The sequence below is a fragment of the Microbacterium timonense genome, from assembly GCF_900292075.1.
Classification (GTDB): Bacteria; Actinomycetota; Actinomycetes; order Actinomycetales; family Microbacteriaceae; genus Microbacterium; species Microbacterium timonense.
The window spans coordinates 1,095,667-1,111,629 of record NZ_OLMV01000001.1 but is presented as its reverse complement, the minus strand read 5'-3'; the positions used below and the strand labels follow the sequence as shown (position 1 = coordinate 1,111,629).

Genomic DNA, 15,963 nt, shown 5'->3' with positions numbered 1-15,963 from the left:
GATGAGATGACGGTTCCGATGAGTTCGACCGCGAGGACGGTGCGCGCCCCGCGCGGCGCCGAGCGGACAGCGAAGAGCTGGGGTGCCGAAGCGGCCAAGCGGATGCTGATGAACAACCTCGATCCCGAGGTCGCCGAGCATCCCGAGGATCTCGTGGTGTACGGCGGGACCGGGCGTGCCGCGCGCAGCTGGGAGGCGTTCGACGCGATCGTGCGCACTCTCGACGAGCTCGACCCCGACGAGACTCTGCTCGTGCAGTCGGGCAAGCCGGTCGGCGTCTTCCGCACGCACGAGTGGGCGCCACGCGTGCTCATCGCGAACTCCAACCTGGTGGGGGACTGGGCGACCTGGCCCGAGTTCCGTCGCCTGGAGGAGCTCGGCCTCACGATGTACGGCCAGATGACCGCCGGCTCGTGGATCTACATCGGCACGCAGGGCATCCTGCAGGGCACCTACGAGACGTTCGCCGCCGTCGCGCGGTCACTCGGTCGTGACGACCTCAGCGGCACTCTCACCCTCACGGGGGGCGCCGGCGGCATGGGCGGCGCACAGCCGCTGGCTGTCACGCTCAACGGGGGCGCGGTGCTGATCGTCGACGTGGACGAGTCGCGCCTCGCGCGCCGCGTCGAGCACGGGTACCTCGACGAGTACACGACCGACCTCGACGCCGCCCTCGCGCGCGTCGTCGCCGCCAAGGCCGCGGGCCAGGCGCTCAGCGTCGGTGTCGTCGGCAACGCGGCCGAGGTGTTCGGCGACGTGCTGGCTCGCCACCGCGCGGGCGAGGTCGTCGTCGACATCGTCACCGACCAGACGAGCGCCCACGACCCCCTCGCCTACCTGCCCGTGGGCATCGCCTTCGACGATTGGAAGGCCGAGGCATCCCGCGATCCGGAAGGGTTCACCGCGCGTGCCCGCGGCAGCATGGCCAAGCACGTGGCGGCGATGGTCGGGTTTCAGGATGCCGGAGCCGAGGTCTTCGACTACGGCAACTCGATCCGCGCCGAGGCGCGGCTGGGCGGCTTCGAGCGGGCGTTCGAGTTCCCCGGCTTCGTCCCCGCGTACATCCGGCCGCAGTTCGCGGAGGGCCGCGGACCGTTCCGGTGGGTGGCCCTGTCGGGCGACCCGGACGACATCCGCAAGACCGACCGTGCCGTCATGGAGCTGTTCCCCGACAACGCGGGCCTCGTGCGGTGGCTCGAGAAGGCCGGGGACGCGGTGCACTTCGAGGGGCTGCCGGCGCGGATCTGCTGGCTCGGCTACCAGGAGCGGCACCTCGCGGGCCTCAAGTTCAACGAGATGGTCGCCTCCGGTGAGCTCGCCGGGCCCATCGTGATCGGCCGCGACCACTTGGATGCGGGATCCGTCGCCTCGCCGTACCGCGAGACCGAGGCGATGGCCGACGGCTCCGACGCGATCGCCGACTGGCCGCTGCTGAACGCCCTGCTCAACACCGCCTCCGGCGCCTCGTGGGTGTCGATCCACCACGGCGGCGGAGTCGGCATCGGGCGCAGCATCCATGCCGGGCAGGTCACCGTCGCCGACGGGTCGGCTCTTGCCGCCGAGAAGATCGCCCGGGTGCTCACGAACGATCCGGGCTCGGGCGTCATGCGCCATGTCGACGCCGGCTACGAGCGGGCGAAGCAGGTCGCGCGCGAGCGCGGGCTGAAGATCCCCCTGCTGTGACAGGGGCGATGGCCGAGCATGTCCCGATTTCGGTCGTTCTCTGCGCTCGGAGCGAGTGAAAGTGGGACACCATGGCGAGGAACCGGGACATGAAGGGAGTGGTGAGGTGACGGCGACGCTCATCACGAACATCGGCGAGCTAACCACCAACGCGGAAGGCGACGACCCGACCGGCACGCTGCAGGACGCGGCCGTGCTGATCGAGGGCGACCGCATCGCGTGGGTCGGCGCCGCGGCGGACGCGCGCCCTTCCGGCCAGCTCAGGATCCTGGATGCCGAGGGCCGGGCGGTGATCCCCGGGTTCGTCGACAGCCACACCCATCTCGTGTTCGCCGGCGATCGGGCAGACGAGTTCGAAGCCCGCATGACGGGCACGCCGTATGCCGCGGGAGGCATCAGGCGCACGGTCGCGGCGACGCGCGCCGCCAGCGACGAGGAGCTGCGGCGGCGTCTGCGCGCCCTCGTGGCGGAGGTGCACGCGCAGGGCACCACCACCCTGGAGATCAAGACCGGGTACGGGCTGACCGTCGCAGACGAGGAGCGGCTGGCGCGCCTGGCCGCCGAGGTGACGCCGGAGGTCACGTACCTCGGAGCCCACGTCGTGCCGGCCGAGTATTCCGATCGAAGGGACGAGTACGTCGACCTGGTGTGCGACCAGATGCTGCGCGCATGCGTGCCGTTCAGCCGCTGGATCGACGTCTTCTGCGAGCGCGGTGCCTTCACCGCCGCGGAGTCGCGGCGGATCCTGGCGGCGGGTGCGGTACACGGGCTCATCCCGCGCGTGCACGGCAATCAGCTCGGCCCCGGCGAAGGCGTGCGCCTGGCGGTCGAGATGGACGCGGCATCCGTCGATCACTGCACCTATCTCGACGACGACGACATCGCGGCGCTCGCCGGCTCGCGCACCGTCGCCACCTTGCTGCCTGGCGTCGAGTTCTCGACGCGGCAGCCGTACCCGGATGCGCGCCGGCTGATCGACGCCGGCGTCACCGTCGCCCTCGCCAGCGACTGCAACCCTGGATCCAGCTTCACCAGCTCGATGCCGCTCATGATCGCCCTGGCGGTCCGGGAGATGGGGATGACGCCGGCCGAGGCGGTGTGGTCGGCCACCGCGGGAGGCGCCCAGGCGCTGCGGCGCGACGACGTGGGCGTCATCGCTCCGGGGGGGCGCGCCGATCTCGTCATGCTCGAGGCGCCCACGCGGGTGCACCTCGCCTACCGGCCCGGGGTGCCGCTCGTGCGGACGGTGATCAAGGACGGCGTCGCGCTCGGCGAGGCGCGCTCGTGACCGGTTCGCCTCAGCGAGGAGAGTCGAACGTCCACTCGTCGGGCTCGAGGGCCGAGGCGACGTGCCAGTCCGGCACGTGCCACGTGAACGTCGCGACCGCGCACGTGGGCATGTGACCGATCTTGTCGCCCGACAGCTCGGCGGCCAGCACGCTCATGCCGGGGTCGTGGGCGACCACCATCACCGACGGTGCCCCGGTCGCCTCCGCGGCCGCGAGCAGCGTGCGTGCGGGGGCGCCGTAGAGTTCGGGCAGGAGCGAGACCCCCGCCCGCAGCTCGGCCGCGAACGCCTCGGCCGTGGTGCGCGCACGGACGGCGGTGCTCGACAGGATGACGTCGGGGCGGAAGCCCGACTCGGCCAGCCGGCGGGCCATGCGCGGCGCATCCCGCATACCCCGCTCGTTGAGCGGCCGCTCGTGGTCGTCCAGCCCCGGATCGCCCCAGTCCGACTTCGCGTGCCGCACCAGTGCCAGCGTGATCGAAGCCGGATGGGCCGTCTCGCGTGGGCTCGCGCTCATCGTGTCACCGCCTTCGCTGCCAGCAGCTCGAGAACGCACAGCGCGGCCAGCCGCACGGTGCGCCCGTCCGGGGCGTCCGCGGTGGCATCCACCTCCGCGATGTCGGCGCTGTGCACGCGGGGATCAGCGGCCACCGCCCGCACCAGCGCGCGCAGCTCCCACGCCGCAAGGCCCCCGGGAACGGATGCCGGGCAGCCGGGCGCGACCGACCGGTCGCAGACGTCGACATCCACGTCGAGGTGCACCGCCCCGCCGTCGGCGCCGGCGATCTCCAGCGCCTGGGCCGCCACATCGTCCGCGCCGCGGCGCCGCAGCTCGTCCAGCGTGACGACGGTGATCCCCAGGTCGGCGGCACGCCGCGCGTAGGCGGCGGAGTTCGCGAAGTCGGCGATGCCCAGCTGGACGATCCGGCGGGGGTCCAGGCCGTCCTCGACGAGTCGGCGCACCGGCGATCCGTTGGAGACACCGTCGCGCAGGTCGAAGTGCGCGTCGATCGTGATGAGGCCGGCCGCGCCGGCGCCCTGCCCGACGGCGTAGGTGATCGAATTGTCGCCGCCGAGCGCGATCACCAGATCGGCTCGCTCCCGCAGCGCCGCGACCGCCGCGCGCACGGATGCCTCGCCCGCCGGCCCGTCGGGCTCGTCGATGTCGCCGGCGTCGGCCACGCGCAGCGCCTCGCCCAGGTCCACCGGGGGCGGTCCCAGCACGGTGGGGCTGAACCGGCGCAGGGCGTCGCGGACGGCGCGGGGCGTCGCGTGCGCGCCGGTCGGCGAGAGGGACGTCCGGAACGCGGGGACCCCGAGGATCGCGACGGTCGGCCGCGCGGCCGAACCGGTCGGGCCCGTCTCGTCCCATTCCGCGTCGGCGATGGCGGGCCAGGCACCGGCACGCGGCCAGAGCGGATCGGTCGGAAGCGTCACGACTCGACGCTACCGGTCCGCCACGCCGCGACGTAGACCCGGCTGTGGCTAGCCGAGCAGGGCGTGGGCGATCGCGAAGATCGCCAGACCAGCCAGGGCACCCACGATGGTGCCGTTGAGACGGATGTACTGCAGGTCCCGTCCCACCATGAGCTCGATCTTCTCGGTCGTCTCGGCGGGATCCCAGCGCTCGACGGTGTCGGTGATGATCGAGGCGATGTCGTGGCGATAGCGGTCGACGAGGAAGACGGCGGCATCCGTCACCCACGTATCCACGCGGCGCTGCAGCGCGGCATCCGTCGCGAGCCGCCCGCCGACCTCGGTGAGTGCCTCGGCCGCCCGTCGGCGCAACCCGCTCTCGGGATCGGCGAGCGAGCGCAGCAAGCCGGTCTTCGCCGTCGTCCAGGCCTCGGCGGCGAGCTCCCGCACCCGCGGGCTGTCGAAGACCGCGAGCTTCGCATCTTCGAAGCGGCCGATGGTCACCGGATCGTGCTGCAGGTTGTCGGCCAGCCGGGTGAGGTAGCCGTCGATGGCGACCCGCGCGGCGTGGTGCGGGTCGGCCTGCACCGCCGCCACGAACTTCACCGCCTCGTTGTAGACGGTGTCGTCGACGAGCCGCTGGGCCACGGACGGCAGCCACGAGGGCAGCCGCTGAGACACCAGCCCCGAGAAGGCGGCGTGGTTCGCCGCCAGCCAGGCCGCGATCGTGTCCGCCGCGAGGTCGACCGCACCCCGGTGCGCCCCGGCATCGATGATCCGGCCGAGCCATTCGCCCAGCGGCGGGCCCCATTCCGGAACGATGAGGTGCTCGCGCGCGAGCTCCTCGATGACGTCGCGCACGTCATCGTCGCTGAGTGCCCGCAGCACGCTGGAGGCCATCACGGATGCCTCCGCCGCGACCCGGTCCGCGTGCGCCGGGACGCTCAGCCACTCGCCCAGTCGCGCCGAGATCGCCGTCTGCTCGAGCTTGGCGCGCACGACGTCGCCGCGCAGGAACTCCGTCTCGACGAACTCGCCCAGTGTCCGCCCGATCTCATCCTTGCGGCTCGGGATGATCGCGGTGTGCGGGATCGGGATGCCCAGCGGATGCCGGAACAGCGCCGTGACGGCGAACCAGTCCGCCAAGGCTCCCACCATGCCGCCCTCGGCGGCCGCGCGCAGATAGGCCAGCCCCGGAACCTCCTGCTGGAAGGCGAACGAGAAGGCGAACAGCACCGCCATGAACACCAGCGCGCCGAGGGCGACGCCTTTCATGGTGCGCAGACCGCGGCGGCGCTCCCGATCGGCCGGCGTCTCGAAGGATGCGGCGACGGGCGGGTTCGTCGAGGCGGACACGGCTCAGTCCTCGATCGGGCCGAGCCAGGCCGTCGCGACCGTCGAGTGCGCCGACTCGGGATCGGAAGGGTGGAACAAGCCCGCGAGCACGTCGCGATAGAGGCGACTGAGCTCGTTCCCCGAGAAGTAGGACGACCCGCCGGCCACGAGCATCGCCTCGTCCACGACCGACTTGGCCGCCGAGACGGACCGGTGCTTCACCCCGGCCAGCAGGGAGAACCATCGCGACCCGTGATCGACCTGGGCGTCCACATCGCGCGCCAGCCCCTCGATCTGGGGCGGCAGGCCCTCGTAGGCGAGCGCCATGTCGGCGATGCGCCAGCGGATGTCGGGGTCCTGGCTGTACGCCTTTCCGGTGCGCTTGGAGGCCCGCCTGCCGGCCGCCGTCACGGCGAGGTCCAGGGCGCGTCGGGCGATGCCGGTGTACACCGACGCGAGCAGGAGCTCGAAGACGCTGAAGATGCCGAACACCAGCGGGTCGGGGTTGGGTCCGGGGGCCAGGCGGCGCACCACCCGGTCGGCCGGGGCGACCGCGTCGCGCAGCACGGTGGTCCGCGACTGGGTGCCGCGCATGCCGAGCGTGTCCCAGTCGTCGCGCACCACCACGCGCCCCGCCTGCACCTCGGAGCGTGGCACGAAGGCGTAGACCATCCGGGGGGCGTCCTCCGACGTGGTGTCCAACCCGTGCAGCCCGAGCTGCGTCCACACCGGGGCCAGCGACGTGAAGATCTTGGTGCCGGTGAACGCGTACCCGCCGTCGGGCAGCGGCGCGGCATCCGTCCCGCTCCCGAACAGCACGAGGTCGTTGCCGGCCTCGCTGATGCCGAACGCGAAGACCTCGCCCGCCGCTGCGCCCTCCTGCACGAACCGCAGGGCGTCCACCCCACGGTCGGCGAGCACCTTGGCGACGCCGGTCCACACCAGGTGCATGTTGATGGCCAGCGCGGTGGCGGGCGCGGCACCGGCCAGCCGCTGCTGGAGGGCGGATGCCTCGGCGAGCCCCAGACCGGATCCACCGAGCTCGGTCGGCACGAGGATGGCGAGGTACCCGGCATCCTTGAGGTCGGCGAGGTCCTCGTCGGGGAACGTGTTCTCCCGGTCGTGGACAGCCGCGCGGCCGCGGATCCTTTCCAGCAGATCGTCGGTCAGGATTTCGCGCGGATCGAATGGGGCCACACCGCCATTCTTGCGCCATGATCTGCCCATGGCGACGATATCGGGCATGCTGCGCGGGCTCATCCCGCCGACACAGCGGCAGACGGCGGCCGAGGTGGCCGAGGCGCTCGACCTCGGGTCGGGCGACCGGGCGGGCAAGCGCAGCGGCTTCCTCATCATGCTGACGCTGGCGGGGATCATCGCCATCGCCGGAGTGCTCACCGATTCGACGGCGACCGTGATCGGCGCCATGATCATCGCGCCACTGGGGACGCCGATCCTCGGGATCGGGCTCGGCATCGTCACGGGGCATCTCAGCCTCGTGGTGCGCTCGATCCTCTGGGTGCTGCTGGGCCTTGTCATCGTGGTCGTGCTGGGCCTGGCGTTCTCGGTCTTCGTCGCGACGCCGCAGAGCCTGGAGACCAACTCGCAGGTGCTGGGGCGCACCTCGCCGAGCTTCATGGACCTCGTCGCCGCCCTCGCGACGGGCTTCGCCGGCGGGTTCGCGATGTGCCGACGCGATCTCAGCTCGATCCTGCCGGGAGTGGCGATCGCCATCTCACTCGTGCCGCCGCTGGGAGTGGTGGGCGTGTGCGCGGGGCAGGGCCTGTGGACCGACGCGCTGGGGGCGATGTGGCTCTTCCTGTCCAACGTGGTGGCGCTCGTCATCGCCGGCAGCATCGTCTTCACGGTCGCCGGCTACGCGCGCGACCCGGGCTCCTCACCGGTCGCGAACCGGCGCCGCGCTTATCTCATCGTGGCCGTGCTGGCCGTGGTCATCGCGATCCCGCTGGCGGTGAACTCCGTGATCTCGGTGGCGTTCGCCCGCTGGAGCGCGGCGATCCAGCAGGCGACGACCGAGTGGCTGTCGGCCGAGGACGGTGCCCGCGTGTACGGCGTCGACTGGTCGGGCACCGTCGCCACCGTGGACGTGACCACCGACGACGGCACGACCCCGCCGGTCGACGATCTCCGTGACGCTCTGTCGAGCACCATCCCGTCCTACGTCGGCGTCGTGGTGGACGCCGGACAGGGCACGGAGATCACCGTGCAGTAGCGGATGTCGCCGGTGCGGTGTCAGGCCAGCACGCTGAACAGCGCGCGCAGCGTCGCTTCCGGCCTGTCGCGATGCGGGGAATGCCCGGCGCCCGGCACCACCGACACGTCGATGAGCGGATGGGACGCGAGCGCGGACTCGGCCGGCTTGCCACGGAAGATCGAGTACACGTGGGGGTCGGACGCGATGATGTGGGTCGGCACCTGAAGGCGCAGCGCGGCGTCGACGACATCCCATTCGGGGTTCTGGGCGCTCGTCTGTTCGACCGCCCACCGGCTGGCCTGCTGGGCGGAGAGCGCCTTCAGCTCGATGTCCTGCGGATGCCAGTCGGGGTGGTCTGCGAGCACCGCCTGCGGCGAGGGGTCATCGAACGCGCGGACCTGGCTGTCGCGCACGATCTCGCGGTCACGCTCGGTGAGCGCGATCGCGGGGTCGACCAGCACGAGCCGGCGGGTCCACGAGGGTCGGGACGCGGCAGCGAGGACGGATGCCGCACCGCCCAGCGAGTGCCCGATCACGAGGTCCCACGTCGCCGCGCCGTCCGGGTGCACCGCGGCGACGTCGACGGCGTACGCGTCGAGGCGATAATCCAGTGCACGCGGAGCGGTGCCGTGACCGCGCAGGTCGACGGCATCCGCTCGCCATCCCGCCTCTGCGAGCGCGACCCCGTACCGCCACATCAGGGCGCCGTTGGATCCGAGGCCGTGGATGAGCAGTGCGCGGAGCCCCGCCTCGGCGGAGCCCCACGACAGGCGGGGCAGGCTGACGGGGGAGGGCATGACCCCAGACTAGGCGGCAGCCGCGCGCTCGCGGTGTCAGGGCATGACGAAGGGCGACGCGGCGCGGGGCGCGCGTCGCCGGAGCCAGGGGTCAGCCGAGGCGGTCGAGGGCGCTCGCGATCTTGACGAGGACGCTGGCCGCGCATTCGGCTTCGTCGTCGTCGAGACCGTCGATGACGTCGACGATCGTGGAGTGGTGTGCGGCGAAGGCATCATCCACCCGCCGGACGGCGGAGGCCGTCGGCACGAGGAAATGCGCACGCCGGTCGGTCGGGTGCTGCACGCGCGTGATGTAGCCGCGTGAGACGAGCCGATCCACGACGTTGGTGACCGTCGCGCTCGAGGTGTCGAGCATGACGATGAGGTCTTTCGGGCCGAGGTCGCGCTCATCGCGCAGACCCTGCACGAGGTAGCGCAGCGCGGTGAGGTCCATGTTCGACAGCCCGGACTCGCGCAGCGCGCGCTCGGACTGCTGACGCTCGGCGCGACGCAGATGAAGGATGGCTTCGCTCAGCCTCTGCCCGGCAGCCGAGTGCGGCTGCGAGGCATACAGGTGCTCGTTCTCGTGGCGTACGACGGTCTGGGGCATTCGTCCTCCCCGGTGCTCATTCCATGTTGATCCGCTTGACGATGGCGTCCCGCGCCCCGGCAAGTCCGACGTATTCGCCCACGATGCGATGCAGTTCGTCTCGCGCGAGATATCTCCCGCGACCGAGCCGCTCGATCGAACCGAGGAACGCCCCGCCCGCATTGCCCACCCAGAAGCCGGTGTCGACCTCGTGCCACACTGCGTGCGTGCCGCCCGCGAGGACGCGTGCTGCGACGCCTTCGACCATCGTCATTTCACTTGTGCTCCTAGCATACTCCGACACGGGATGTGACGGCTAGTAAATTACACACCAACTGTGATACATATTTACCGGGATTGACAGATGGTGGCGGATATGCCACCTCCGTATCTGAGGAGGAAGTGATGGCCCACCTGTACTACGGCTCGGACGCCCGCCCCGTCGAGATTCCGGATCACGTGCTCGCGCACGTGAAGGTGGTGACGGCGACGAAGCTGCGCCGGGGCGAGAGCTTCATGCTCAGCTGGCGCCACCCCGGCGATGCGCCGGAGGGCCGCACGTCACTGTGGATCCAGCCCTCCATCCCGCTGCGCTTCGTCTTCGACAAGGCCGAGCCCGAGGCGCTGGACCAGGAGTACCTGCGGACCCTGGCCAACGAGGCGACCTCGAGCCGCGGCATCGTGCTCGAGTGGGACGAGCCGGCGGTGGTCGTGCCAGCCGGCGAGGCCCAGCTGACGGCGGTGGCCGCCTGAGCTGGTCGCGCCGGGCGAGAATGGGGGGATGATCTCCACCGAGCTGGCTGCCGCACTGCGCGACGCGGGCCTGGTGTGGCATCCGCGGTCGGGCGACCGGTTCCAGCTGGACGAGCCGGAGTTCGAGGCCGACGTGTTCACGGTCAGCGAGATGACCATCGAGCCGCGGGAGTACCCGACCGGCCGCATCCTGGCCTTCAACGGCACCACGGAGTGGGCTCTGGACTCGGTGGCGCTGGAGGACGCGCTGTGGCTGCCCCATGAGCATCAGCTCCGGGAACTGCTGCGTGGTGCGTTCCGCGCGCTGCGCCGACTGCCCGATACACACGAGGTCGAGATCGCGCTCGCGGGGGACGGGCGCGAGGAGGTGCTCGTGTTCGAGCATCCCGAGCCGGCCGACGCCTACGCGCTCGCCGTCCTGGAGCTGCTCCGCCGCATCGCGTGACGCGCCGCCGGGCCCGAGCGGATCAGGTGATCGTCGGCACCGGCTCCGTGTCGGGGATCGGGCTCGCTCCCCGGACCCGCAGGTCGGGGAGCCCCCGCACGAACACGACCGCGACCAGCAGCGCCAGTGCGCAGAACACCGCCGCCGAGGCATACGCGGCCGTGACCCCGCCCGGACCGTCGATGAGGAAGCCCGCGACCGCCGAGCCGAGCGCAGCGCCGATGAGCTGTCCGGTGCCGACCCAGCCGAACGCCTCGGCCGTGTCACTGAACTTGACGCTCGCGGTCGTCACGGCGGACAGTGTCCCCAGGGCCGGCGCGATGCCGATCCCGGCGGCGAAGAGGGTCGCCCCGATCCACCAGACGTCGAGCCACACTGCCGTCAGCGCGAGGCCCGCGGTCACGACGGTCAACCGCCGGGCGAGCGCCCACGGTCCCATCGGAAGATGGCCGAACGCGAGTCCACCCGCGAGGCTGCCCACGGAGAAGACCGCGAGCACGATGCCCGCCTCCAGACCGTCGTGCTCGAAGGTGGCGACGACGCTGGCCTCCACGGCGGCGAAGGAGCCGATCAGGAGGAAGCCGACGACCGTGGCGATGAGGACCGGGGGCCGGGTGAGCACCGTGCCGAACGAGCGCTTGCTTCGCGGGATGCGCACGCGCCCGACCTCGGGGGAGAGGATGAACCACGCACCACCGGCGACGAGGACCACCACGACCAGCACCAGACCGGCGACGGTGCCGGCCTGCGTCGCGATGAACGTGATGAGGACCGGCGCGAGGATCCAGATGACCTCCTGCAGGGAGGCATCCAGCGAGTACAGCGCGGTCAGCTGAGTGGAATTCACCATCTTCGCGTAGATGGTGCGCACCGCCGCCACGATGGGCGGCGTCGAAGCCCCTGCCAGAAAGCCCAGCACGATGTAGGCGGGCACCGGCACCACCAGGAAGGCGATCGCCGACAGGGATGCCGCGCACACGGCGGTCGTGAGGGTCAGCACGGGACGCATGCCCCACCGGCCCATCCACCGGCTGGTCACCGGCCCCGCGATCGCCTGGCCGATGGACAGCGCCGCCAGCACGACGCCGGCAGCCCCGTAGGAGCCGGTGATGCCCTCGATGTGGAGCAGGATGACGAGGCTGATCATCCCGTTCGGGAAGCGCGCGGTCAGCTGCGCGGCGATGATGCGGGCGACCCCCGGGGTGCGGAGGAGTTCGCGGTAGCCGGCCACCCGACAACGGTACGGCACGCGCATGCACCCGCGACACGCCGACGACACGCCGACGACGCTCTCCACAGGCGAATCCGCTGTCGCCGATCCGCGGTGGTCGGCGACCTGTGGAGGGATGCCGCCGACCGGCGCGAAAGCCGCGTGATCCAGGCGTTTTCACAGGTTCGCCGGCTGTGGATGAATCGGTGGAGAACCTGTGTTGTACATGGGGAGAGCGGTGGAAAATCACACGGATGTAACTACTAGCCCTTGTGGTGCTATCGAATGTCGGTACCCATATGTAGTATTGGACTCCCGGTGGGGGGACTGCCGGGGGAACGCACCGGAAGCCACCCGGGGGAAGCACTGAGGAGACGGAATCGACATGGCGATCACGGTTTACACGAAGCCCGCATGCGTGCAGTGCACGGCGACGTATCGAGCACTCGACTCCAAGGGGATCGAGTATGAAGTGCACGACCTCTCGGAGGACCCGACGGCCCTCGAGCAGGTCAAGGCGCTGGGGTACCTTCAGGCGCCGGTCGTCATCACCGACGAAGACCACTGGTCGGGCTTCCGTCCCGACAAGATCGACGAGCTCGCGGCACGTCTGGCATAGTCCGACCGAGCTCACCGGCCGACCCGGCGACCGCCGCGGAGAGGGATCATGAGCGTCGTGGCAACTGAGGTGCCGCTGCTGGTGTACTTCTCGAGCGTGTCGGGCAACACGGCTCGGTTCGTGGAGAAGCTCGGCGCACGAGCGGTCCGGATCCCGTTGCATGCGACGGATCCGGCCCTCGTGGTCGACGAGCCCTACGTCCTCGTGACACCCACCTATGGCGGAGGCCAGGGGCGGGGCGTCGAGAAGGGCGCCGTTCCCAAGCAGGTCATCCGGTTCCTCAACGACGAGCGCAACCGCAGCCTCATCCGCGGAGTCATCTCCGCCGGGAACACCAACTTCGGCGAGCATTTCTGCCTCGCCGGCGACATCATCAGCCGCAAGTGCCACGTGCCGCACTTGTACCGGCTCGAGGTATTCGGCACGCCTGAAGATGTGGAACGCGTCAACGCGGGATTGGAACGATGGTGGGAACTCTGACGGAGACCGACTTCAAGACGGAGGCACGCTTCGAGGGCATGGATTACCACGCCCTCAACGCGATGCTCAACCTGTACGACGCGGACGGGAAGATCCAGTTCGACGCCGACAAGCGCGCCGCGCGGGAGTACTTCCTGCAGCACGTGAACCAGAACACGGTGTTCTTCCACTCGCTCAAAGAGCGTCTGGACTACCTCGTCGAGAAGGAGTACTACGAGCCGGAGGTGCTCGCGAAGTACCCGTTCGAGTTCATCCAGAAGATCAACGACCACGCGTACGCCAAGAAGTTCCGCTTCGAGACGTTCCTGGGCGCCTTCAAGTACTACACGAGCTACACGCTGAAGACCTTCGACGGCAAGCGGTACCTCGAGCGCTTCGAGGATCGCGTCGTGATGACGGCACTGGGCCTGGCCGACGGCGATCAGAAGCTCGCCATGGAGCTCGTCGACGAGATCATCTCCGGCCGCTTCCAGCCGGCCACGCCCACCTTCCTCAACACCGGGAAGGCGCAGCGCGGCGAGCTGGTCTCGTGCTTCCTGCTGCGCATCGAAGACAACATGGAGTCGATCGCGCGCGGCATCAACTCCGCGCTGCAGCTGTCCAAGCGCGGCGGCGGCGTGGCCCTGCTGCTGTCGAACATCCGCGAGGCGGGTGCGCCGATCAAGCAGATCGAGAACCAGTCGTCGGGCATCATCCCCGTCATGAAGCTGCTGGAGGACTCGTTCTCCTACGCCAACCAGCTCGGCGCCCGCCAGGGGGCCGGTGCCGTGTACCTCAACGCGCACCACCCCGACATCCTGCGGTTCCTCGACACCAAGCGCGAGAACGCCGACGAGAAGATCCGCATCAAGACCCTGTCGCTGGGTGTCGTCATCCCCGACATCACGTTCGAGCTCGCCAAGAACGGCGAGGACATGTACCTCTTCTCGCCGTACGACGTCGAGCGGGTGTACGGCGTGCCGTTCGGCGACATCTCGGTCACCGAGAAGTACCGCGAGATGGTCGACGACCCGCGCATCAAGAAGACGAAGATCAACGCGCGCGAGTTCTTCCAGACTCTCGCCGAGATCCAGTTCGAGTCGGGCTACCCGTACATCATGTTCGAGGACACGGTGAACAAGGCCAACCCGATCAAGGGCCGGATCAACATGTCCAACCTGTGCTCCGAGATCCTTCAGGTCAACACGCCGACCACGTACAACGAGGACCTGTCGTACGCGCAGATCGGCAAGGACATCTCGTGCAACCTCGGCTCGATGAACATCGCGCTCGCGATGGACGGCCGTGACCTCGGCCGCACCGTCGAGACCGCGATCCGTGCGCTGACGGCGGTGAGCGACCAGAGCCACATCGCCTCGGTCCGCTCCATCGAGGACGGCAACGACCGCTCGCACGCCATCGGCCTCGGGCAGATGAACCTCCACGGCTTCCTGGCGCGCGAGCACATCCACTACGGCTCGGAAGAGGGCCTGGACTTCACGAACATCTACTTCTACACGGTCGTCTACCACGCGCTGCGGGCCTCGAACCTGCTCGCGATCGAGCGCGGCCAGGTGTTCGACGGCTTCTGGGAGTCCAAGTACGCCACGGGCGAGTACTTCGACAAGTACACCGACCACGTGTGGGAGCCCCAGACCGAGAAGGTCAAGGACCTCTTCGCCGGCATCCCGATCCCCACGCAGGAGGACTGGAAGGCGCTGAAGGCGTCGATCCAGCAGCACGGCATCTACAACCAGAACCTGCAGGCGGTCCCGCCGACCGGCTCGATCTCGTACATCAACAACTCGACGAGTTCGATCCACCCCATCGCGTCGAAGATCGAGATCCGCAAGGAAGGCAAGCTCGGGCGCGTCTACTACCCGGCGCCGTTCATGACGAACGACAACCTGGAGTACTACGAGGACGCGTACGAGATCGGCTACGAGAAGGTCATCGACACGTACGCCGTCGCGACGCAGCACGTCGACCAGGGCCTGTCGCTGACGCTGTTCTTCAAGGACACCGTCACCACCCGCGACATCAACAAGGCGCAGATCTACGCGTGGAAGAAGGGCATCAAGACCATCTACTACATCCGCCTGCGCCAGATGGCCCTCGAGGGCACCGAGCTCGACATGTGCGTGAGCTGCACGCTGTAGCCCATCGACCAGGTGAAAGAAAAGACGATGACCCCCGAACCGCTCAAGCTCCTCTCGCACGTCCAGGCGATCAACTGGAACCGCATCGAGGACGACAAGGATCTCGAGGTGTGGAACCGCCTCGTGAACAACTTCTGGCTGCCCGAGAAGGTGCCGCTGTCCAACGACATCCAGTCGTGGAACACGCTGACGCCCGAGGAGCAGACCCTCACGATGCGCGTGTTCACCGGCCTCACGCTCCTGGACACGATCCAGGGCACGGTGGGCGCCGTCTCGCTCATCCCCGACGCGCTCACCCCGCACGAGGAGGCGGTGTACACGAACATCGCCTTCATGGAGTCGGTGCACGCCAAGTCGTACTCCTCGATCTTCTCGACGCTGTGCTCGACGAAGGAGATCGACGAGGCGTTCCGCTGGTCGGTCGAGAACGAGAACCTTCAGAAGAAGGCGCAGATCGTCATGGAGTACTACCGTGGCGACGAGCCGCTCAAGCGCAAGGTCGCCTCGACCCTGCTCGAGTCGTTCCTGTTCTACTCGGGCTTCTATCTGCCGATGCACTGGTCGAGCCGGGCCAAGCTCACCAACACGGCCGACCTCATCCGCCTCATCATCCGCGACGAGGCCGTGCACGGCTACTACATCGGCTACAAGTTCCAGCGCGGGCTCGAGAAGGTCGACGAGGCGACCAGGAACGACATCAAGGACTACACGTTCTCGCTGTTGTACGAGCTCTACGACAACGAGGTGCAGTACACGCAGGACCTCTACGACGGGGTCGGCCTCACCGAGGACGTCAAGAAGTTCCTGCATTACAACGCCAACAAGGCGCTCATGAACCTCGGCTACGAGGCGATGTTCCCCTCGACGGTCACCGACGTGAACCCGGCGATCCTGTCAGCCCTCTCGCCCAACGCGGACGAGAACCACGACTTCTTCAGCGGGTCGGGTTCCTCGTACGTCATCGGCAAGGCCGAGGCCACCGAGGACGAGGACTGGGACTTCTGAGACTGTGCATG

The 15,963-nt window shown here is 69.3% G+C and carries 17 protein-coding genes; 9 read left to right on the top strand and 8 right to left on the bottom strand.

What is annotated here, in order from left to right; all coding sequences use genetic code 11:
• Window positions 1-6 precede the first annotated feature (6 nt).
• Window positions 7-1,683: a urocanate hydratase gene (gene hutU / locus C9992_RS05320; protein WP_106814461.1), complete on the top strand. Its 1,677-nt coding sequence runs from the start codon at window positions 7-9 to the stop codon at window positions 1,681-1,683.
• 106 nt (window positions 1,684-1,789) lie between these two features.
• The gene (gene hutI / locus C9992_RS05315) at window positions 1,790-2,971 is read left to right on the top strand and encodes an imidazolonepropionase (RefSeq protein WP_106814460.1); all 1,182 of its coding nucleotides are present in this window, start codon (window positions 1,790-1,792) and stop codon (window positions 2,969-2,971) included.
• 10 nt (window positions 2,972-2,981) lie between these two features.
• On the opposite strand, the gene C9992_RS05310 is transcribed toward hutI, so the two are convergent.
• The 4 genes from C9992_RS05310 to C9992_RS05295 form a co-directional block, all read right to left on the bottom strand.
• Complete coding sequence (locus C9992_RS05310) at window positions 2,982-3,488, bottom strand: SixA phosphatase family protein (protein WP_106814459.1); 507 nt, start codon at window positions 3,486-3,488, stop codon at window positions 2,982-2,984.
• Complete coding sequence (locus C9992_RS05305; RefSeq protein WP_200826219.1) at window positions 3,485-4,408, bottom strand: agmatinase family protein; 924 nt, start codon at window positions 4,406-4,408, stop codon at window positions 3,485-3,487. Before C9992_RS05305 ends, C9992_RS05310 begins: the two co-directional genes overlap by 4 nt.
• A gap of 48 nt (window positions 4,409-4,456) precedes the next feature.
• Window positions 4,457-5,662, bottom strand: a complete 1,206-nt coding sequence (locus C9992_RS05300) for a DUF445 domain-containing protein (RefSeq protein ID WP_106814666.1) — start codon at window positions 5,660-5,662, stop codon at window positions 4,457-4,459.
• Window positions 5,663-5,746: 84 nt separating this feature from the next.
• Window positions 5,747-6,949, bottom strand: a complete 1,203-nt coding sequence (locus C9992_RS05295) for an acyl-CoA dehydrogenase family protein (RefSeq protein ID WP_106814665.1) — start codon at window positions 6,947-6,949, stop codon at window positions 5,747-5,749.
• On the opposite strand from C9992_RS05295, the gene C9992_RS05290 reads away from it, so the two are divergent.
• Window positions 6,948-7,955, top strand: coding sequence for a TIGR00341 family protein (locus tag C9992_RS05290; RefSeq protein WP_106814458.1), 1,008 nt, complete (start codon window positions 6,948-6,950; stop codon window positions 7,953-7,955). The two genes, C9992_RS05295 and C9992_RS05290, sit on opposite strands and share 2 nt — an antisense overlap.
• Before the next feature lie 20 nt (window positions 7,956-7,975).
• Here the strand turns inward: C9992_RS05290 and C9992_RS05285 are convergent, their stop codons facing one another.
• The 3 genes from C9992_RS05285 to C9992_RS05275 all read right to left on the bottom strand — a co-directional run bounded on the left by C9992_RS05285 (window position 7,976) and on the right by C9992_RS05275 (window position 9,576).
• Window positions 7,976-8,734 (bottom strand): alpha/beta fold hydrolase, encoded by a 759-nt coding sequence (locus C9992_RS05285; RefSeq protein ID WP_106814457.1) that lies wholly within the window; start codon window positions 8,732-8,734, stop codon window positions 7,976-7,978.
• 91 nt (window positions 8,735-8,825) lie between these two features.
• Complete coding sequence (locus C9992_RS05280) at window positions 8,826-9,323, bottom strand: MarR family winged helix-turn-helix transcriptional regulator (RefSeq protein ID WP_106814456.1); 498 nt, start codon at window positions 9,321-9,323, stop codon at window positions 8,826-8,828.
• A 16-nt stretch (window positions 9,324-9,339) separates the two neighbouring features.
• Entirely contained in the window at window positions 9,340-9,576 is a 237-nt protein-coding gene (locus tag C9992_RS05275) for a hypothetical protein (protein WP_106814455.1), read from the bottom strand.
• Between the two features lie 131 nt (window positions 9,577-9,707).
• Here C9992_RS05275 and C9992_RS05270 point away from each other — a divergent pair, with 131 nt between their 5' ends.
• Together C9992_RS05270 and C9992_RS05265 are read left to right on the top strand one after the other, a co-directional pair.
• Window positions 9,708-10,055 (top strand): DUF7882 family protein, encoded by a 348-nt coding sequence (locus C9992_RS05270; protein WP_235007994.1) that lies wholly within the window; start codon window positions 9,708-9,710, stop codon window positions 10,053-10,055.
• 28 nt (window positions 10,056-10,083) lie between these two features.
• Window positions 10,084-10,500 (top strand): pilus assembly protein CpaE, encoded by a 417-nt coding sequence (locus C9992_RS05265; protein ID WP_106814454.1) that lies wholly within the window; start codon window positions 10,084-10,086, stop codon window positions 10,498-10,500.
• Between the two features lie 22 nt (window positions 10,501-10,522).
• On the opposite strand, the gene C9992_RS05260 is transcribed toward C9992_RS05265, so the two are convergent.
• Window positions 10,523-11,731 carry an MFS transporter gene (locus C9992_RS05260; RefSeq protein WP_106814664.1) on the bottom strand — a complete coding sequence of 403 codons (1,209 nt, stop codon included), beginning with the start codon at window positions 11,729-11,731 and terminating at the stop codon, window positions 10,523-10,525.
• Between the two features lie 364 nt (window positions 11,732-12,095).
• On the opposite strand from C9992_RS05260, the gene nrdH reads away from it, so the two are divergent.
• Genes nrdH through nrdF form a run of 4 tightly spaced genes read left to right on the top strand, consistent with a single transcriptional unit; the run spans window position 12,096 to window position 15,952 of the window.
• Window positions 12,096-12,329 carry a glutaredoxin-like protein NrdH gene (gene nrdH, locus C9992_RS05255; protein WP_018172442.1) on the top strand — a complete coding sequence of 78 codons (234 nt, stop codon included), beginning with the start codon at window positions 12,096-12,098 and terminating at the stop codon, window positions 12,327-12,329.
• 48 nt (window positions 12,330-12,377) lie between these two features.
• Window positions 12,378-12,809, top strand: coding sequence for a class Ib ribonucleoside-diphosphate reductase assembly flavoprotein NrdI (gene nrdI / locus C9992_RS05250; RefSeq protein ID WP_200826218.1), 432 nt, complete (start codon window positions 12,378-12,380; stop codon window positions 12,807-12,809).
• Entirely contained in the window at window positions 12,794-14,947 is a 2,154-nt protein-coding gene (gene nrdE, locus C9992_RS05245; RefSeq protein ID WP_106814452.1) for a class 1b ribonucleoside-diphosphate reductase subunit alpha, read from the top strand. The genes nrdI and nrdE overlap by 16 nt, the downstream gene beginning before the upstream one ends.
• A gap of 27 nt (window positions 14,948-14,974) precedes the next feature.
• Entirely contained in the window at window positions 14,975-15,952 is a 978-nt protein-coding gene (nrdF, locus tag C9992_RS05240; protein WP_106814451.1) for a class 1b ribonucleoside-diphosphate reductase subunit beta, read from the top strand.
• The last annotated feature ends 11 nt before the right edge of the window (window positions 15,953-15,963 follow it).